General features: G+C 35.0%; 16 protein-coding genes. 9 read left to right on the top strand and 7 right to left on the bottom strand.

Annotated elements, in window-relative coordinates:
- Positions 1–227: 227 nt before the first annotated feature.
- Together KMW28_RS00960 and KMW28_RS00955 are read left to right on the top strand one after the other, a co-directional pair.
- Positions 228–1,298, top strand: coding sequence for a sensor histidine kinase (locus KMW28_RS00960; RefSeq protein WP_169664864.1), 1,071 nt, complete (start codon positions 228–230; stop codon positions 1,296–1,298).
- Positions 1,291–1,995 carry a LytR/AlgR family response regulator transcription factor gene (locus KMW28_RS00955; protein WP_169664865.1) on the top strand — a complete coding sequence of 235 codons (705 nt, stop codon included), beginning with the start codon at positions 1,291–1,293 and terminating at the stop codon, positions 1,993–1,995. Before KMW28_RS00960 ends, KMW28_RS00955 begins: the two co-directional genes overlap by 8 nt.
- Before the next feature lie 490 nt (positions 1,996–2,485).
- Here the strand turns inward: KMW28_RS00955 and nhaC are convergent, their stop codons facing one another.
- From nhaC to dxs, 3 genes are all read right to left on the bottom strand, one after another.
- The gene (nhaC, locus tag KMW28_RS00950) at positions 2,486–3,952 is read right to left on the bottom strand and encodes a Na+/H+ antiporter NhaC (RefSeq protein WP_066210907.1); all 1,467 of its coding nucleotides are present in this window, start codon (positions 3,950–3,952) and stop codon (positions 2,486–2,488) included.
- A gap of 167 nt (positions 3,953–4,119) precedes the next feature.
- Positions 4,120–5,916 carry a GAF domain-containing protein gene (locus tag KMW28_RS00945; protein ID WP_169664866.1) on the bottom strand — a complete coding sequence of 599 codons (1,797 nt, stop codon included), beginning with the start codon at positions 5,914–5,916 and terminating at the stop codon, positions 4,120–4,122.
- A 93-nt stretch (positions 5,917–6,009) separates the two neighbouring features.
- On the bottom strand, positions 6,010–7,959 hold the full coding sequence (gene dxs, locus KMW28_RS00940; protein WP_169664867.1) for a 1-deoxy-D-xylulose-5-phosphate synthase: 1,950 nt from the start codon (positions 7,957–7,959) through the stop codon (positions 6,010–6,012).
- 363 nt (positions 7,960–8,322) lie between these two features.
- Between dxs and leuC the strand changes: the two genes are divergently transcribed.
- From leuC to KMW28_RS00920, 4 genes are all read left to right on the top strand, one after another.
- Complete coding sequence (leuC, locus tag KMW28_RS00935; RefSeq protein WP_169664868.1) at positions 8,323–9,723, top strand: 3-isopropylmalate dehydratase large subunit; 1,401 nt, start codon at positions 8,323–8,325, stop codon at positions 9,721–9,723.
- A gap of 19 nt (positions 9,724–9,742) precedes the next feature.
- Positions 9,743–10,339: a 3-isopropylmalate dehydratase small subunit gene (leuD, locus tag KMW28_RS00930; RefSeq protein ID WP_066210915.1), complete on the top strand. Its 597-nt coding sequence runs from the start codon at positions 9,743–9,745 to the stop codon at positions 10,337–10,339.
- Between the two features lie 81 nt (positions 10,340–10,420).
- Positions 10,421–11,509, top strand: a complete 1,089-nt coding sequence (gene leuB, locus KMW28_RS00925; RefSeq protein WP_169664869.1) for a 3-isopropylmalate dehydrogenase — start codon at positions 10,421–10,423, stop codon at positions 11,507–11,509.
- A gap of 243 nt (positions 11,510–11,752) precedes the next feature.
- Complete coding sequence (locus KMW28_RS00920) at positions 11,753–12,523, top strand: hypothetical protein (RefSeq protein WP_169664870.1); 771 nt, start codon at positions 11,753–11,755, stop codon at positions 12,521–12,523.
- Positions 12,524–12,580: 57 nt separating this feature from the next.
- Here the strand turns inward: KMW28_RS00920 and KMW28_RS00915 are convergent, their stop codons facing one another.
- The 3 genes from KMW28_RS00915 to KMW28_RS00905 form a co-directional block, all read right to left on the bottom strand.
- Positions 12,581–12,934: a hypothetical protein gene (locus KMW28_RS00915; protein WP_215585777.1), complete on the bottom strand. Its 354-nt coding sequence runs from the start codon at positions 12,932–12,934 to the stop codon at positions 12,581–12,583.
- 176 nt (positions 12,935–13,110) lie between these two features.
- The gene (locus KMW28_RS00910; RefSeq protein ID WP_169664872.1) at positions 13,111–13,965 is read right to left on the bottom strand and encodes a nuclear transport factor 2 family protein; all 855 of its coding nucleotides are present in this window, start codon (positions 13,963–13,965) and stop codon (positions 13,111–13,113) included.
- A gap of 105 nt (positions 13,966–14,070) precedes the next feature.
- A complete protein-coding gene (locus KMW28_RS00905) occupies positions 14,071–14,934 on the bottom strand; it encodes a helix-turn-helix domain-containing protein (protein ID WP_169664873.1) in 864 nt (287 codons plus the stop codon).
- A 169-nt stretch (positions 14,935–15,103) separates the two neighbouring features.
- Between KMW28_RS00905 and KMW28_RS00900 the strand changes: the two genes are divergently transcribed.
- A complete protein-coding gene (locus tag KMW28_RS00900; protein ID WP_158297722.1) occupies positions 15,104–15,256 on the top strand; it encodes a hypothetical protein in 153 nt (50 codons plus the stop codon).
- Positions 15,257–15,302: 46 nt separating this feature from the next.
- Here KMW28_RS00900 and ggt read toward each other — a convergent pair whose 3' ends face one another.
- Positions 15,303–17,012, bottom strand: a complete 1,710-nt coding sequence (ggt, locus tag KMW28_RS00895) for a gamma-glutamyltransferase (protein ID WP_183363946.1) — start codon at positions 17,010–17,012, stop codon at positions 15,303–15,305.
- Between the two features lie 232 nt (positions 17,013–17,244).
- Between ggt and KMW28_RS00890 the strand changes: the two genes are divergently transcribed.
- Positions 17,245–20,043: an outer membrane beta-barrel protein gene (locus KMW28_RS00890; RefSeq protein WP_169664874.1), complete on the top strand. Its 2,799-nt coding sequence runs from the start codon at positions 17,245–17,247 to the stop codon at positions 20,041–20,043.
- 297 nt (positions 20,044–20,340) lie between these two features.
- Positions 20,341–20,946 carry a hypothetical protein gene (locus KMW28_RS00885; RefSeq protein ID WP_169664875.1) on the top strand — a complete coding sequence of 202 codons (606 nt, stop codon included), beginning with the start codon at positions 20,341–20,343 and terminating at the stop codon, positions 20,944–20,946.
- Positions 20,947–21,014: the final 68 nt, after the last annotated feature.

The following is a 21,014-nucleotide window of genomic DNA, read 5'->3' as shown; positions in this document are numbered from 1 at the left end:
AATGATGAATATATTATTACAATACAAACTTACATTCTCTGTACATTCCTAATTTTATTCATCGGTATAGAGCCTGTTTTCATCTTTATTTACTCATTTTTGGTAGATAAGTGATGCCCATTAGAATATCTCTTTAATTTACAGACTAAATTGATAAGATCACCATCAAAAAAGAGGGATTCGTCGACAAACTCTATTTCTACCATGAGATTTTTTGATATTTGTATATGATCAATAAGAAACTAATAGGAAGTATTGTACATCAGAAAGTGGCTTTTGAAATCACTTATTGGGGGATTATGTTTATAATTACCTGTCTATTTTTAGGGCACTTCCATCAAGATTATTTCAACACCTTTTTATTTTGTGCCTTTTGGTTTCCATTTACTATTGGATTCACCTTCTATCTAAATAAGGTATTAATTCAAAAATACCTCTACACTAAGCGGATTGGGAAGTTTATTCTCTATCTGATGTACTCCATTATTATCAGTACATATATTCAGATTGTATTAATTATAGGGTTCTTTATCGCTTTGACTGATCTGAACTATGAGAACATGAACCCTATCATCAACGATTTCTCTGTTTTGTGGTTTGTGCAACTTTTTACCACAGCCATGTACTCATTTTTATATCAAGTAAGAGAGGACCAGAAGAAGAAGCAGAAAATATATCAACTTGAAAAAGATAAGCTCGAAATCGGTTACCAATTAAAGGAGTTGGAATTAAATACGCTAAAAGATCAGATTCATCCACATTTTCTATTCAATACCCTCAATAATATCTACGGATTAGCCATTGAAAAATCAGATGATCTCCCTCAAATACTTTTACAATTAAGTAGTTTGTTGGACTATTTGGTGTATCAATCCAAAGAAGAGAAAGTAAGTTTAAACAAAGAAATTAAGGTATTAAAGGAATATATAGCTTTAGAACAGCTAAGATTAGACAACCGTTTATCCTATCAATTCGATGAGGATAAGTTTTCGGACACTATCGAAATAATTCCCTTCCTACTTTTCCCAATGGTGGAGAATGCCTTTAAGCATGGGATAAAATCAAATACAGACAATGCCTTTCTTAACATCAAAATATATATTGATAACAGTACATTCTACTTTTTGATGAGTAATAGCAAGCCGGCAAATAAGATCAAAAGTGATAAAAAAGGAACAGGACTAGAGAACCTTCGAAAAAGGCTTGCACTTTGTTATCCGAATCAACATCAATTAGTCATTGATGAAAACGAGAGAGAATATAACATCCAACTAAGTATTAAAATTGATAATGAGTAACTACAAAGTATTAATCATAGATGATGAACCTATCGCGAGAAGAATCGTGAAAAACTTCTTATCTCAAATAGATGGATATGAAGTAGTGGGAGAAGCTTCTGATGCAAAAGCAGGCTTTGCAGAGGTCATGCAAAACGACATTGATTTACTCTTTTTGGATATCGAAATGCCCGAAATCTCTGGACTAAATTTCTTAAGATCTTTGGCACAACCTCCTAAAGTGATTATCATTTCTGCCTACAGAGAATATGCTGTAGAAGGGTTTGATCTAAATGTGGTGGACTATCTATTAAAGCCAGTGGCTATTGATCGATTTAAATCAGCTATCGAAAAGTTTGAGTCTTCATTACAAAATCACAATAAAGGAATAGAACAAATCAAAAATGATTATCTCTTTATTCGTTCCGATAGAAAGCACTATAAGATTAATTATCAACAAATTACTTATATAGAGAGTCAGTCAGACTATCTGATCATCCACGGAACAGAACAACAAACCTGGAAAACTAAAGATACCATCAAACACATCGAAGAAAAGCTGCCATCAAAGTTTATTCGAATACATCGTTCTTATATTGTTAATATGAACCATGTAACAGCCTTAAACCGTGAATTGGTGGAAATAGAACAGGAAATGTTGCCTGTAAGTAAAAGCTTTAGAGAAGAGGTGATAAAACTGTTTGAGAAAGGAAATTAAGGAAATGAAAAATTAAGAATGAAAAATGAAAAACGTGAAATGTAAACAGGCTGTGTATCAAATTCACTATAGTCTTTAAATACAAAAAGGGAATACAATTTCCCCCTAACTAACTACGTTTTTCATTTTTAACTTTTCACTTTTAATTTCATTAGGTGTATAAAAACAAAAAAAGCTAGCTGAAGCAGCGAGCTCTTTCCTGTTAAACCTAATTTTATTAACCCATTATCAATCAAAAACGTTTAATGTTTTTTAATCTTTAATGTCTTATCTGATGTAAATGTAATAAAAAGTTTATTAATACAAACACTTTGTATTGATTTTTATTTACAATTGTTTAAAAAATACCACTTTTTAGTGCAAAAAAGGGTTAAAAATCCAATTTTTAAGATGTAAACTTTTGAGTTAATAAATCAATTAAAACAAAAAAAACGAGTACTATCTTGGCCCGATAGTACTCGTTTTTTTTATATAATTTAGGTTCAAGGAACTATTCTTTGTCCTCTCCAATTCTGCTTATTCTAATTTTAAGTGCTGCGAAAAGTAATGTCATTAACGGACTTAAAATATTAAAGAAACAGTAAGGAAGATAAGCTACAGTCGGAACTTGTAAAACAGTAGACTGTGCTACACCACAAGTATTCCAAGGAACCAATACAGAGGTTACAGTAGCTGTATCTTCTAACGTTCTACTTAAATTTTCTGGGGCTAATCCTTTTTCTTTAAAAGCTTTTGCATACATTTTACCAGGAACAACAATCGATAAATATTGATCTGAAGCCGTAAAATTAAAGAATACACAAGTACCTGCTACTGAGGCAAACAAACCTGTTTCAGAAGTTACTTTACTGATAATTGTTGATGTAATCTTCTCCAACATACCTGATACTTCCATTGCTCCACCAAAAGTCATAGCAGTAATAATTAACCAAATCGTATTCAGCATCCCTGCCATACCACCTGATTTTAATAACTTAGTTACCACCATATTTTCAGATTCGATTTCGAAACCTCCATACATTGACTTCAAAGCAACGAAATAGAAAGACTTCCAACCTTCTACATTTAAGTAATCATCTGCACTAGCTGAAATGATTTCAACTGCTTTTGGCTGATATAATATACCAATGACTACACCTGCTAAAGCACCAATAAATAAAGCCGGTAATGCAGGAACTTTCTTGATAATCATAAACACTACTACAGCCGGTACGATAAATAATACTGGCGAGATATGAAATGATTGCTCTAACGCTGTCAATACAGATTCTACATTCTCTGGAGATACCTTTGTATCATAGGTAAAGCCCATGATTAAAAAGATAACTGCTGCAATACCAAAAGAAGGAACTGTTGTGTATACCATATATCTAATATGAGTAAATAAATCTGTTCCTGCTACTGCCGGCGCCAAGTTGGTTGTATCTGATAAGGGAGACATTTTATCTCCAAAATAAGCTCCACTAATAATTGCACCTGCTACAATACCTTCAGGAAGGTTTAGTGTTGTTCCAATACCTAGTAAGGCAATACCTACTGTTGCAATAGTCGACCAAGAAGACCCTGTGGCTACCGAAACAATTGCACAAATAATAATTGTTGCAAATAGGAAAATAGATGGATTTAAGATCTGTAAGCCATAGTATACCATAGTAGGTACGATCCCACTAAATAGCCATGCTCCAGACAAAGCTCCAATCATTAATAAGATCAAAATTGATGACATTGCTGATGAAATACTATTCACCACGCCATCCAATAATGTATCGAAAGATATTTTTAGTTTAAAGAAAGCAATCACCCCTACTACTGCAGTAGATAAAAGTAAAGCAATTTGGTTGGAACCATCTAATCCTGTATCCTTAAAGACCGTAACATTAAGTCCGAGTAATACTACTAAGAAAATGATGGGTAGGATGGAGTCTAAAAATGATGGTTTTCTGTGTGTTAAATTCATAGTTGTTCGTTAAAATAGGTAGCAATGCTACTATTCATATCCACGTAATTAATTTTGCCGATTGTAAAACTAACAAAAAGGGAAGCAAATACAATCTCTTATTATGACCGTATAGCATCCCTTAAGTATTAATGATATAAATTATGTTAGAGTAGATTGAAAATATCTTAATTTTCTACATTTTCATTAATAATATTCTCTAACTCTCTTACTCTTTCTTTTTGTTTTGATAATTCCTCATTCAACTGAATTACAACCCTTGAGGTATTCATATCTGCAATACTAGACGCTATAATTTCAGAAAGATTCTCTAAAAAGTTCACTTGATATTTATCGAATTTATCGAAAGATGAGATCTCCAAAATACCATACATTTTTTCTGCATAGATTAACGGAAGTATAATTAATGCATTTGGTCTAGATTCTCCCATTCCGGAAGTGATATTCACATAATCTTCAGGAACATCTTCTATATAAAGCATTTCTTTTTCTTTATATACCTGACCTAATAACCCTGTTTCTAAACTATATTGCTTTTCATCATATCGCTTTTTGTCATAGGCATATAAAGCAACTAGATCTAAAGTTTGTCCGCCTTTAAAATCATCTCTTAAAAGAATAAAAGTACCTTGACTTGCTCCAACATAAGAAATCGTATTTCTTAATAGATTGTCGTACCACTCCGATTCTTCATCAAATTTCTCTCTAAGTAGTTGGGCAAACTTAGCCATACCGTTTGTTACCCAATTCCTTTTGTGTTCTAACTCTTGCACTTTTTGGAATTGATTTCTCATCTTAATCAAATCAAGTGCTAAGGGTTTATCGGTATATTTATTAGTGTAAGTCACATCAACTTCACCTTCACCAACCCTATTAGAGAAATCATGAGCGGCTTGAAACTGATCATTAATATCTATCAGAAGTTCAGAGATATCAGCAATCTCATCATGATCATTTTTAATCTCTTCTTTTAAATCGTTGATTGATTCTCCTTTGACTAATCTTTGTGTCACCTTATTCAAGAAGGAGAATTTCTTGGATACCATAGTGGAAAATCCAAAAATAAACCATGAAAGAATAATTGATTGTAAAATGAAGATCACTAAGAACAAGCCTAACATCCATTGAAGGTACACCTCGTTAGAAGAAGAAATATTTTCTGATAGACTTAATAATCTTGTATTTATTTTTTCCTGAAGGTCGGAAACTGATTTCATTAGTCCCCCATTCCCCGATCTACCTATCACTTTAAACAAGTCTCCAACTTTATGCATACCAAACTGATAGGCAGCAAGTCCAGCTCTTAGATTACGAATATCTTGTTCTGTAAGATTGGTAGAAGGAGATAAATATAATTTGATAATGCTTTTTTCAAATTCAGTAACAGACTCATCAAACAGTTTTAAATATTTCTGTTCTCCTCTGAGAAGGAAATCTTTTTCATGTCTTCTTAGCGTTAATAATAAGCCTAGATCATAATTAATTTCAGTCTTCTCAATTTTATGCGCCTTGCTTCTCATGTTGCCAATCATTCCCCAATCTTTGTAACCAAGATCTAGAAATTTACGCATTAAAAAGTCTTGTTGTGATTTTAGTTGCTCTAAGTCAGTTCTTAAAAATTCTAATTCTTTTGCACGTACATCATTTAAATCGTCCATCTTTTTTCTTACCTCCTCTACCGTAAATAAAGCAGAGTCAAGCAGGTTGACTGATCGTGTTGTGTTCGTACTTTTTCTGTTTTTATAAAATTCAGCACTGTTTAAATCATCCAATAAAAAGTTCTTGTAATAAATTTCCGATTCAGTATAAATGGTATTACAAGCTTTAAATTGTTCATTTAAACTATTGGTTTCTATCAACGACCTTGTTCCAAAATAGACCACGGCTAAGGTAACCAATAACAATGTTGTATTGATTACAAATAAGAGTAAAAGTCGGAAACGTACGGTCTTGTGAAATATCATAGTGCAAAATCAAATCAACTTATAAAAAAATAAGGACTGCTAAAAGCTATGCTTTTAAAACAGTCCTTACTTCAAAAATATTGCCTTAATGCCTCAAATGATTTTATTTTTTTCTAAAATCACTTCTGCATTTTGTACTTTCTCTGATAAATTCGCTACCGCTTGGAAGATTCCTTCATGATCAAAACCTGCTTCAGCTTGTAATTCGATTTGCTCACCATGCTCGATAATAGTATCAGGAATACCCAATCTAACCACTCTTTTATTCGTGTATTGATTGTCCATCATCCATTCTAAAACTGCAGAACCGATACCGCCTTGTAAACAGCCATCCTCTACAGTGATGATTTTATCGTACTTATCGAAAACTTCTTTTAATAAGTCGTGATCTAGTGGTTTTGCAAAACGTAAATCGTAATGACCTGGATTTAATCCTTCCGATTGGAAACGATCGCGTAGCTGAACGACATAATTACCAATGTGACCAAAAGTAAGAATGGCTACATCCTCGCCTTCATGAACAGTACGTCCTTTACCCACTTCGATAGTTTCTAAAGGTACTCTCCATTCTGGCATTACACCTTGACCTCTTGGATAGCGGATACAGAATGGTGATGTTCTGTGTTGTTCTGCCGTTTTCATCATGTAACGTAATTCCGCCTCGTTCATTGGTGCTGCCACCACTAAGTTTGGAATACATCTCATGAAAGCAATATCATAGGCACCGTGGTGAGTGGCTCCATCTGCTCCTGCAAAACCTGCTCTGTCCAAGCAGAAAATTACCGGAAGGTTTTGGATACATACATCATGAATAACCTGATCATATGCTCTTTGCATAAATGATGAGTATATATTACAGAAAGCAACCATTCCTTCTGCGGCTAAACCTGCAGCGAAAGTAACGGCATGTTGTTCTGCGATGCCTACATCAATGGCTCTATCAGGCATAGCTTTCATCATAATATTTAATGATGAACCTGAAGGCATTGCAGGAGTGATACCCATAATTTTCTCGTTCTCCTTTGCCATTTCTAAAATTGTCTCACCAAAGACAACTTGATATTTAGGTGGTTGAGGAGCAGAGAATGTTTTCTTTTTAATTTCTCCCGTCAGTTTATCAAACTTACCTGGTGCGTGCCATTTAGTTTGATCTTTTTCAGCTAAGGCATATCCTTTACCTTTTACTGTAACTGCATGAAGAATCTTTGGTCCTGGAATATTTTTCAGATCATTTAATACATGAACCAAGTGATTCATGTCATGACCATCCACAGGTCCAAAGTAGCGTAGACCAAGTGCTTCGAACAAGTTACTTTGCTCCAATAATGCTGATTTTAAAGCATTTTCTGCTGAAGCAACTGCTTGACGAGCATGTGGTCCTATCTTTTTTACCTTGCCCAACATATTCCAAACTTCATCTTTAAGCTTGTTGTACATTGGGGAAGTTGTGATGTCTGTTAGATAATCTTTTAAAGCTCCCTGATTGGGATCGATGGCCATTCTGTTATCATTAAGTATAATCAGAATATTTGCATCTGATGCACCTGCATGGTTCATCGCTTCGAAAGCCATACCTGCAGTCATCGAACCATCGCCAATCACGGCAATATGCATTCTATCGTGCTCGCCTTTTTCTTTTGATGCGATCGCCATACCTAAAGCAGCACTAATTGATGTAGATGAGTGACCTACACCAAAAGTATCGTATTCACTTTCGTCACGTTTAGGAAAACCAGCAAGTCCTCCGTACTGACGATTCGTGTGAAAATTATCTCTTCTTCCTGTTAGTATTTTGTGGTTGTATGCTTGGTGACCAACGTCCCAAACGATACGATCATAGGGTGTGTTATATACATAATGTAAAGCCACAGAGAGTTCAGTAACTCCTAAGCTTGCACCGAAGTGTCCACCATATATAGAAACATTGTCAATAATGAACTCACGCAATTCATCGCATACTTGATAAAGCTTCTCTAATGGAAGCTTACGCAAGTCTGAAGGTGCGTTAATTTTCGCAAGAAGTTCACCTGGTTCTATAAGCATAACTTTACCGTTTATTTTCTAATTTTTATCAGTCTGAAATCGTAATTATATAGTATAACGAGTTTTATAAAATTACGCAGTCAACTAAATTTGAGGCCGCTAAGGTGTTAATTGTCACTTTAGCTATTCTTAAACTTAAACAAATTTCTGTAAAGAAAACTCAAATGTATTAATAATTGTTTTACATATTGATTCGTTTAAGTGTAAGTGACAAAAATAACACAAAGATCACTTTGTTTATCAATTAGGGCCTAAATAGTTCTAAAATCGTCAAAAAATACAACAATTACTTATAGAATATCAGTTCTAACAAGCTGAATTTCATTTTTTATAGTTGGAATTAGAATAAAACGGAAAAAATATATGAGCAGTAACAAACCAAGAACACTCTTCGAAAAAGTGTGGGATAGTCACGTCGTCCAAAGAAAAGAAAATTACCCAGATGTACTTTACATCGACACACATTTTATCCACGAAGTAACAAGTCCTCAAGCTTTTAACGGCCTCCGTGCAAGAGGTATCGAACTCGCTAGAGTAGACCAAACTTGGGGTACTGCAGATCATAACGTTCCTACGAAAGATCAGCATCTTCCTATTAAAGAAGCCCTTTCAAGGCATCAAGTAGAGACTTTACATAAGAACTGCGACGAGTTTGGCGTAAAACTTTATGGCTTAGGACACCCTTTTCAAGGGATTGTTCACGTTATCGGACCAGAATTGGGAGTAACACAGCCAGGTAAAACAATTGTATGTGGAGATTCACACACTTCTACACATGGAGCCTTCGGTTCTATTGCGTTTGGAATCGGAACATCACAGGTGGAACAAGTCATGTCTTCACAGTGTACACTTCAGAATAAACCAAAGGCAATGCGTATCGTTGTTGATGGCGAATTACAAGAAGGTATAACGGCTAAAGACATCGTTTTATATGTTATTTCTAAACTGTCTGCTTCAGGCGGTACAGGTTATTTTGTAGAATTTGCTGGTTCTGCTATCCAAGGTTTATCTATGGAAGGTAGAATGACAGTTTGTAATATGAGTATCGAGATGGGTGCGAGAGGAGGAATCATTGCTCCTGACCAAACTACATTCGATTACTTAGAAGGTCGTGAGTTTTCTCCAAAAGGTGAAGCTTGGGACAAATCGGTGGCTTACTGGAAATCGTTACCAACAGACGATGGTGCTACTTTCGATGCTGAGCATGTATATGATGCAGCAGACATTGCTCCAATGGTTACTTATGGTACAAACCCTGGTATGGGTGTTGGTGTTGACCAATCGGTACCAACTCCAGAAAGTGCATCTGATAAAAAAGCCCTAGAATATATGGGTCTTAAAGAAGGTGAAGCCATCATCGGTAAACCAATCGATTATGTATTTATTGGTAGCTGTACAAACGCACGTATCGAAGATTTAAGAGCTGTAGCTGAATTTGTGAAAGGCAAAAAGAAAGCAGATGGCGTAAATGTTTGGATCGTCCCAGGTTCTAAACAAGTCGAAAAACAAGCGATTGCTGAAGGTTTGGATAAAATCTATGCAGAGGCTGGTTTCGAACTTAGAGAGCCAGGTTGTTCTGCTTGTTTAGGTATGAACGAAGATAAAGTACCTGCAGGTATGTACTGTATCTCTACTTCCAACAGAAACTTCGAAGGCCGTCAAGGTCCTGGAGCTAGAACATTATTAGCTTCTCCATTAACTGCTGCCGCTGCTGCTGTTAACGGACATATTGTTGATGTTAGAGAGCAATTAGCTACTGTTTAATCCGAAAGAAAAAATTACCATGAAATATACAAAATCAACTTGTGTTCCCTTAAAAATAGAGAACGTAGATACTGATCAGATTATCCCTGCTCGTTTCTTAAAAGCAACAACAAAAGAAGGATTTGGTGATAACCTTTTTAGAGATTGGAGATACGACAAGCAAGATCAGCCTATTGCTGATTTCGTTTTGAACCAAGACACTTACAAAGGTGAAATTCTTGTTGCTGGTAAAAACTTTGGTTGTGGTTCTTCTCGTGAGCACGCAGCTTGGGCTATTGGCGATTATGGTTTTAAAATCGTAGTATCAAGCTTCTTCGCTGATATCTTTAGAGGCAACTCTTTGAACAATGGTATTTTACCTTTGATCGTATCAGAAGAGTTCCTTGCAGAACTATTTACTGATATCGAAGCTGATCCATCAACTACTTTAGAAGTAGACTTAGAGTCTCAAACTGCTTGGATCTCTGGAAAAGAAAATAACAAACAATCTTTCGAGATTGATGACTATAAAAAAATGTGCTTGATAAATGGTTATGATGATATCGACTATTTATTAAGTCTGAAAGAGGAAATAGCACAATACGAATCCAATAGGGCTTATACTTTTAATGTATAATTTGAAATAACTTGTACGGACGTTGTAGTACAACGTCCCTACGAACTACTTCAAATAAACAACAAACAATTCAACAGTACTATGAACAAGAAAATCACAGTGATCGCCGGCGACGGTATCGGGTTAGAAGTAACAGGCATCACTCAAAATATATTGGAAATTATTGGTGAGCGTTTCGGACATTCATTCGAATTCACTCCAGCGTTAATTGGTCACGCAGCCATTGAAGCCACAGGCGAACCTTGTCCACAAGAGACAATCGATACTTGTCGTGCTTCTGATGCAGTACTTTTAGGTGCTGTAGGTATGCCAATGTATGACAACAATCCTAACTTAAAAGTACGTCCTGAACAAGGTCTATTGAAGATCCGTAAGGAATTAGGTTTGTTCTCTAACATCCGTCCAATTAAACTTTTTGATGAGTTATTGTATACATCATCAATCAAACCAGAAATCTTACAAGGTTCTGACATTATCTTCTTCCGTGAATTAACTGGAGGTATCTACTTTGGTACTCCTCGTGAAAGAAACGAAGACGGTACTGAGGCCATCGATACGCTTCGTTACTCTAAAATGGAAGTAGAGAGAATTGCTCGTCAAGCTTTTGAATCAGCAATGACTCGTCGTAAGAAACTTTGTTCAGTAGATAAAGCGAATGTATTGGAATCTTCTCGTTTATGGAGAGAAACAGTACAAGAACTTTCTTCTGAATACCCAGAAGTTGAAGTAACTCACATGTTCATTGATAACGCAGCAATGCAGTTGATCCGTGATCCAAAACAATTCGACGTAATTGTTACTGGTAACATGTTTGGTGATATCCTAACAGACGAAGCTTCTCAGATTGCTGGTTCTATGGGTATGTTGCCATCTGCTTCAGTAGGAGCTGAAATTGGATTATACGAGCCAATCCATGGATCTGCTCCAGATATTGCAGGTAAAGGAATTGCTAACCCAATTGCTTCTGTTTTATCAGGTGCTTTATTATTAGACATCTCATTTGGTCTTAAAGAAGAAAGCGATGCCATTATTAGTGCAGTCGATCAATTCTTGAAAGACGGATATAGAACATTAGATATCGCAACAGATACAACTCCTGAAGATAAGCGTATGAATACAGCGCAAACAGGAGAAAAGTTAGCTGAACTTTTAGCATCAGTTGCTGTATAAAAAATACTATCATAATCCAATTGATTAACTTAAGAGGCTGTCTCATTTTATGAGATGGCCTTTGTTTTTGTAAGCAAATCAACAAACACTAGCTGAACTAAAAACAAAAAGTGAAAGGTAAATTAGTTTTGTACTTTTTCGGAACAACTTGATCCAAATTAGGTAAAAGAAGCTTTGATCAACCCCGTTTGAATAGATAAGTGAAAACAAAAATCAAATCTAAAATTTCAAACTAAAGGAAAAATGATCAAACAATTATCAAATCTATTTTTACTACTTTCAATCGTAGCTTTCGTTTCTTCATGTAATTCTGCAAATGATGAAGTGGATCCAAATTTACCAACACAAGGTGCTGTAGAACATTACTACAATATCACCACTGCAGGATTAAACGCTACTAAACAATTTGTTACTGTGTTCAATGTAGAAAATGCAGAAAAAATTGAAGACCTAAAACTTTTTGAAATCGGTAAGAATGAATTTATCAATATCTATCTTAAAGATGGAAGTAGAATTGATATTACTAATCAACAAGAAGGAGGTAACCTTTTCGATATAATGTTGAGTCAACCTGTAGCTTTATCGGATATCGATTACAAAAAACATACTTACAGAAACACGGATGGTGAAATTAAATTATTGAAAACATCCATTAAAGTAGTTCATGAGATCATTGAAGAAGAGCCTTCAATCATTGCTTATGAAAACCTAACTACTATAGGTGTTGGTGCATCAAAACAAAATGTAAATGTTTATGATGCCAATGAATCTACAAACGACAGCGATTTCGATCAATATGTTATTGGCGAAAATAGATTCGTGAATATCTATGTAAAAGATGGAGAAGATGTAAATAGAGTGGACGTGACTAACGTAGAACCAAATACTACATTAAAACAACTTTTAGAAGAACAAGGCATTGATTACGATCAATTATCTAATAATCGTCATAATTATAAAGACGAGGAAGGTAGTTTAGTAAGTGTGGCTACTTCAATTAAGGTTGTAAAATAGACTAGATTCTTTAATAACCCCAAACTTAACCCTGCCTATATTATTTAGGTAGGGTTTTTATTTTATGTCCATTTCGTAACCTAATTTATCTTTTTCATATTCTGCAATAGATAATGGTTTTAAGCTCTTTATTAATCGAATACTATGGGTACTTCTAAAGTAACGAACATCAATTAAGGTGTCTTTAAATTGAAAAGTTGAATAGCCCCAATCGTACAAATCATATCTCGAATCTATCGTTTCTCCATAGTGGGTAATAGACTCTACAACTTTAAAATATTTTGATAATGCCTCGTTGTATTTTTTAAACTTCACTTCCTCTACATAATATTCGTGTCCATTTCGAGTGACATGATATTTATCTTGAAGCTGACCATAAGCAATCCAACGATCTTCTTTTAAGTAGATCATTATTCCTATTATCACAATGAGAACGGCAAATAATAACATAGTTTTTTCTTTTAGTATTTCATAACAACACAACAAATTTACTTTTGATGAGACTTTTTATAAAGGTAAAAACCTGCCTTGGATGGTAATTTTACTCCAAAGCAAGTTTTTAAAATTAAGATTAGATGATTCAATTTTCAGAAATTGAATTTACCATTGTTATTTTTTGCCTCCGCATCTGGAAGAATTTTTTCGATAGTATCCCAATGCTCAACGATTTTACCATTTTCCACTCTGAAAATATCATAGAATGAAACATGTTCTTTCATAAATATTCCTTCTGATACTGAAATCACAAAGTTTCCATCAGCAAACACTTTATGATTTTTTTGATAGACCATTGGCATACCTGCTTTGTTTAGTGACTCTATTGCTTCACCTAATCCAGCCAATCCATCTTTTACTCCAGGGTTATGTTGGTTGTATTTTTCAGTGGATACATAATCTGTGATTTTCTTTGGATGTTTCCCAAATAAAACATCGTTGATAAACTTTTTCACCATCTTCTCATTGGCTTTAGTTTTATCAAGATCAGTTACTTCTGTTGGACCATCTATCTGAGATCTACCTAACTCATTATCAGATACTTTCTCTTGGAGGTTATCCCAATGTTCTACAATTAATCCGTTTTCAAATCGGAAAATATCAATACCGATTTTAGGACCAAAGAAATTATAATCCGTGTGTGCAATTACAAAATCTCCATCTTCGAAAACTCTTACTGTATTGACTTTCGCAGACCCTTTAGGAAGTTGTTGAAGCACTGCTCCAAAACCAGCCAATCCATCACCTACTGACTGATTGTGCTGAATGTACTTTTCTGGGTTAACGTATGCCATTGCTGAGGCATCACCTGTCTCGATGCTTTTTAAAAGAGCAACTACTTTTTCTTTGTTAGAAATTTCCATCTGTTTAGCGTTTTTTGATTGAGAATGAGCATTTGATAAGATAAATGCGAATAAAGCTAGCGTTAAACTGTAGACCTTTTTCATAGCGTGATTAAAATATCAGTTAAAATTAGTACGCTACAAAGGTGATGGAAATAAGATGGTTAATAAAGGTAGTATTCCTCCGTTTAATGATACTTTTACTCCTTTTTAAAATTGACCTCTAAAATCTAAAGGTGTTGTACCTGTATGTCGCTTAAAATACTTTACAAAGTTTGTAGGCTCATCGTATCCTAAATCGTAAGCAATTTCTTTTACCGGCTGAATTGTATGTGACAATAATCGTTTTGCTTCTAATACAACGCGTTTATCTATTGCGTTTTTAGGGGTCTTCCCTAAGATCTCTTTAGTAGCTTTATGCAATTGTTTTTCTGATAGGTTTAACTGACTTGAGTACCACTTTACAGATTTCTCTTTTTTATAATACTCCTCCAATAACTCTCTAAAATTATTGACGATAGTTAATGAAGGACTAGGTGCTAATTCTTTCACTCCTTGTTTTCTTAATGCTCTTTCTGATTGTAATAAAAAAAGATGCACCAACTTTTGAAGTATCATTTGATGCGATTCATCTTGCCCAAACTTACTTTCTTCGGTAATCTGATTAAAGATAGCTTTAAGTTCTTCCTCGAAATGTATGGGTGTAATTTTAGCTATACCATATAGATCATTAAATAAGATCGACGATTTGATGTATTTAAAATCCAATACCGATTGACAAAAAAAGTTATCCGTAAATATCAAAGATTTTCCTTTGTAGTCACCTTCCTTGTCATATAGATTCACACTTTCTAAATCAATAAATATCAAAGAGTTTTTTTCTACTTTAATAGGTTTAAAGTCTATATAATGCGTACCATATCCTTCTTCAATCCATAAAACATGATAAAAACCTGCTCTGTGTGGAGTAGTTATCATATCGAATTTATTATTCATTAGATACTCTAAATCAATGATCTCAAACTCTCCGTTAGGAGTTTCTTTTATTTTGTATTTTTTGATTTCACTTTCCATCTATTCTTCAAAAAAGGCAAAAGCCTTCGGATTTATATTTCAAAAGTTACATTTTGGTTAACATAATTTAATCCATATAAATTCATTATTTAAATTCTTAAATTGATCATGAAATATATGATAGCTCACAATCTTGTTTACCTAACAAGCCACACAACTACAAAAAACGATGAACCATTTATTATTACCTACAGATCAAAAGACTTCTAAAAGTAAAGAGGTATTAAAGTATGCCGTAATTATCGGTGTATCTTCAGTAATTAATTACCTAATTCTAGACAATTGGATAACAATACAAAAAATGCTTTCCAATTTATTCTAAACTAAAAAAACGAGATAGATTTTTATGAATCTATCTCGTTTTTTATTTAATAACCGGCCGCTTGACCATCTTTTCGACTTTCACTTGCCCCTTTGTAAACTTTATTTTCTGCATCCCAAAGAATGGCTTGATACCCGCCATAGGCTCCACGAACGAATCCTACTTTATGTCCTCTATCCATTAATCCTCGAATAGTCTCGTATGGAATACCCGATTCAATTCTGATCATACCTTTATTTGTGGTCTCCTCTCCCATTGGCGAAGCTCCACCAGTATGATCCCATCGTGGTGCATCTCCTGCTTCTTGTAAATTCATACCGAAGTCAATTAGATTCATAACAATCTGCGTATGACCTTGTGGTTGGAAATCTCCTCCCATCACCCCAAAGGAAACATAAGGTTGCCCATCTTTAGTAATAAAGGCCGGAATAATGGTATGGAAAGGTCGTTTTTCTGGTTCATAAGTATTTGCTTGCCCTTCTTTTAAAGAAAATAGTTCGCCACGATCCTGTAACATAAAACCCAATTTTGGAGGCACCATACCCGATCCCATTCCTCTGTAATTACTCTGAATTAAAGAGATCATGTTTCCTTCTTTATCGGCTACCGTCATATAAATAGTTTCTCCTGCACTAATTTGGCCTGCGTTATAGGTAGACGCCTTTTCTCCTATCAAATTTCTTCTTTCCTCTGCATATTTATCAGATAATAATTCTTCGACGGGAACATCATAAAAATCCATATCTGCATAATATTTTGCTCTATCTTCAAAGGCTAACTTCTTCGCTTCAGTAAATAAATGAAGGTGTTCAGCAGATCCGAATTCAATATTCGAGAAATCATATCCTTCTAAAATTTGTAGCATCTGAAGGGCAGCGATTCCTTGTCCGTTGGGAGGAAGTTCCCAAACATCATAACCTCTATAATTTACCGATACAGGTTCTAACCATTCAGAATGATGATTTGCCAAATCTTTCTCACTTAAAAAGCCTCCTTGTTCTTTGATAAACTTCCCAATGGTCTTTGCGATATCACCTTTATAAAAAGCATCTCGTCCACCTTCTGCAATTTTCTTGTAGGTATTGGCTAAATATGGATTTTTATAAATCTCTCCCTCATTCGGTAACTTCCCATTATTTTGATTGATATAAGTATCCTTGATATTCGGAAAACCTTTATCCATATATCTAGGTATTGATTTTTGCATGTACCAAGCAATCAACTCTGTCAAAGGAAAACCACTTTCTGCATAATTAATAGCAGGTGATAATAGCTCTGACATTTCTTTAGAACCAAACTTTTTATGTAGTTCGAACCAACCATCTACTGTTCCAGGAACACTTACCGGCAATGGACCTAAAGCTGGAATACTTTCATATCCATTCTTTTTGAAATAGTCAAGCGTAAGCTTTTTAGGCGATCGACCACTTCCATTTAAAGCATATAACTTTTGTGTTTTCGCATCCCAAACGATAGCGAAAATATCACCACCAATTCCACATCCTGTCGGTTCCATTAAACCCAATGTAGCATTAGCTGCTATGGCTGCATCGATGGCATTCCCTCCACTTTTTAAAATATCCAATCCCACTTGAGTGGCTAATGGATGAGAAGTAGCCACCATTCCATTTTGAGCTAAAACCTCAGATCGTGTAGCGAAAGTTTTTCCAGTAATTCTATCTTGGGCGATGGTTGAGATGGAAAAGATCATTATCCCAATCAGGGAGAGTAATGTTGTTCTGTTCAGTTGTTTCATTATTGAATTGGATTAACTTGTTTATTATTGATTTTCACAGATAGTATGTATGCTAATAATCAGTTGATAAATATACAATTTACAGTCATCAATCTATAAAATCAGGTTTTGTTTATTCGTTAGTTGAAAAATAACTGCCCTACGTTGAATTAACTGACATACTATTCAGGTATTGTTTTCATTTGTACTACATCAAAGGCTTTAATAGAGCAAACGACCAAAAAATTGTCAAATGAAAACTTCCATAATTCTTCTCTTTCTGATTATTTCCTCCTCCGTTTGGGCTCAAACCATCCCTCTAAGTGGAAAAATATCCTCTAAAGGGAGTCATGAAGCTTTAGTGAATGCACTCATCACGGTAACAGATGCCGATAGCAAATATCAAGTGCTTTCTGATTTAGATGGGAATTTTAAAATGAACATCAAAAAGAAAGGAAAGTATACACTTGAGGCCATGTACTTGGGCTATAATAACCTATCACAAGATCTGATAATTTCTGATGAAAATGGACATCAAATTCATTTAGAATTAACCCCTATGTTTACCGAACTCAATGAGGTCGAAGTGGTGGCCGATGTTCCTATTGTGATTAAAGAAGATACCATACAAATTTCATCGAGCAATTATAAAACTCATGAAGATGCAACAGCAGGCGATCTCGTCACAAAAATGCCGGGTATTGATAAAGATAATGATGGTAATATTACTGCAGAGGGAGAAACCGTAAGCAAAGTACTTGTGGATGGTAAAGAGTTTTTCGGTAACGACCCAAGCACTGCAATGAGCAATCTTCCTGCAGATATGATCGACTATGTTCAGATCATCGATGAGAAAAGCGATCAGGCACAGTTTACTGGTTTCGATGATGGAGAAAGAAGCAAGACCATCAACTTTGTAACGAAAAAGGATGCAAAGTATGCTTATTTCGGAAAAGCTGAAGCAGGTTATGGTTCTGATGAACGTTATAGTGCCGGTGGTAATCTCAATATTTTCAAAGGCGAACAACGACTTTCTTTCATCGGTATGACAAACAATGTGAATCAGCAAGGATTTATGTCGGATAACCTTTCTTCGGGATCATCTAGAATGAGGAGAGGAAGAGGACGACAAGGTGGTGGAAATTCTGGAATGGATATGTCGACCAATTCCAATGGAGTCAATACAACTCATATGTTGGGAACAAATTATATTGATTCTTGGGGAGAAAAATGGGATGTGAATGCGAGTTATAGCTATAAGGTCATCAATAATGAAACAGATCAGGCATCAACTACAGAGTATATTGTTTCCGAAAATAGCAATCAGATAGTAGATGAATTGTTGGATATGGATTCTCATAAAGAAAACCATAATTTTAATATTCGACTCGATTATGAAGCGAGCCCTAAAACAACCATTCGTATTCGTCCGGTAATCAAACTCGAAAATGGGGATGCTAATTCTTATAGTTTATCCAATACTTCTTTGAAAGGTGGAGATGATTTAAACAGTTCGATGCAGTCGAATTTTACATCGACCAATTCGGCTGATATCAATAATAGTTTTCTATTACGTCATAAATTAAATGATAATGGCAGAACCATCGCTTTGGATTGGAAAGTGTATTATCATAATGACGAGACGTTTGAAAATGCACTTACCAACATCAATTATTATGGGCAAAATGCAGAAAGTGATTCTACCGCTCAGAGAATATTAGGTGATACAGAAAAGTTCAGAACATCAGCCAATTTGATATTCACCGAGAGATTAGCCAAAAACCTTCAATTAAAGCTGAATTATTTCCAAAGTTGGGAGCAACAGAAATCAGATAGAAAGACCTACGATATGTTGGACCCTTCTGCTGAAGATGGAATTTTCTTAGAGGATCTTTCCAATACATTTACCTCCCATCAGAACATTTATCGTCCGGAAGCGGGATTGATGTACAAGAAAGGGAAAATTAATATTACAACTGATCTGAAATATCAGTACTCGACCCTATTTAATGAGAGTGAGTACCCACAGCAATCCAATACCGAAACTACATTTGGATACTTATTACCAAGCGTGCATGTCAATTACACCTTTGCGAGAACGAAGCGAATGCGATTGTCTTATCAGAAAAACGTCAGTTTACCGTCTGTAACGAATCTTCAAACGGTGGTTGATTTTAGTGATCCTCTGAATGTATCAACTGGTAATCCCTATTTGGAAGGAGAGGAAAACCATGTATTGAGATTGAACTATAGAAACTTCAATATTTCTAAAAAACAGATGTTCTTCGTCAATTTATCGGCAACACAAACGGATAATAAAATATCGAATTATACGATTATCGCGGAGAGTGATACTTTAATCAATAATGTGCCTTTAAAGAAAGGATCTTCTTATACTGCACCAATTAATTTAGATGGTTACTTAACTGCTCGAGGAGTTATGGTTTTTGGAACACCCATCAATCCATTAAAAACCAATGTAGCTTTTACGACTACAGGCGGATACACAAGAAATGTAGGTATTACCAACGATATCACTTCTTACACTTTCGATAAAAGCTTAGGGCAAGGCGTAAAGTTCGCGAGTAACATCAGTGAGAATGTAGATTTTAATATCTCGACTCAGTTTACTTATCACTGGATCAATAACGATCAGAATGCCACCCTAAACGGTAATTATTTACACAACAATTTAAGAGCAAGTCTTACCGTTGAACCCATCCAAAGATTGGTATTGAATACCTCATTCATTGGTAATATTTATACGGGTGATGATAACCTTATACAAGACAATATCTATAAATGGAATGCAGCTGTAGCGTACAAACTATTCCAAAAGCGTCAGGGAGAAATACGCTTCACAGTATCTGATATCCTAAACCAAAACAGAGGAATCACCCGTATTGTGACTGAAAACTATATTCAGACAAGCACTTACAACATTGTTCCTAGATACTTTATGTTGTCATTTATTTACCGTCCGAAAGGGAAAACGAATCCGAAGGATGAAAGGAGAAGAGGGATGGGGCCGCCTCCGGGAGGAAGGTTTTAGAATAGGTAGCAGGTAGCTAAATTAACGCTCGTTTTAACTAAGAAACTTAAGAACTAAGGAACTAAGAGGGAAAGTTGTTTTTGAAGTTAGAGTATCAAAAGCCCCGTAATTTATTGCGGGGAAAGAGAGGTTATAGGTAATTTCAATTATTGAGATTGTATGATCAAAAGACAGGCCTGAATTAATTTAGATTATTAATACCAAAAGTTTTAATAAGTTTAATTGTGATGATCTTCCACAACGAGGTGGTGCAACCCCTCGAACACCAAGGGCGACAGCACATAACCAAGAGATAATATGAAAAGATATAGCACAACACTTCTGATCTTGATGTTAAGCATCACAGTATATGGACAAAGAGGTCCTCGCTTTTTTATGAAAGGCCCACAAGAACTTCCATCAGAATTAGTAGAAGAATTACAATTTGATGACACCGAAAAGAAGAAAGTCAATAAAGCTTTTATGAAGTTTCAAGAGGATGTAATGACCATGATGATGCTTGCGAGAGAAGAAGGTGAAGTTGATCGCGATGAGATGAAAAAGGAAAGCGATAAGCTGAAGTTAAAACATCTTGAAAAAGTAAAAGACCTTCTTGATGATCAAAAATACGAGCAATATAAAACCTTTGTATTGATGGAAATGAGAGAGCAGCAACAATATATTTTAGAGCTAAAATTAAAACTCACTCCAGATCAAAAGGAAAAATACGATGCCATTACGGCTTCTTCAAAAGCGACATTTACTCAACTTAGGGAACAATTCGAAGGTGACCGAGAAGGAATGAGAGAGGCGATGCAAAAGGTTCAAAAACAACAAATGATGATGCTTTCATCTGTATTAACAGAGAAACAAATGACTATTTATAAAGAATCGATGCAGCAGAGACGAGGAAAGAGGCAATAGAAAGTTTAACTAATAAGTAATAACTAATAGGTAATGAAAAATCCTTATTCCCTATTAGTTATTACTTA

The organism is Flammeovirga yaeyamensis (assembly GCF_018736045.1).
In the GTDB taxonomy this organism is placed as follows: domain Bacteria; phylum Bacteroidota; class Bacteroidia; order Cytophagales; family Flammeovirgaceae; genus Flammeovirga; species Flammeovirga yaeyamensis.
This window is presented reverse-complemented; position numbering and strand designations above follow the sequence as displayed.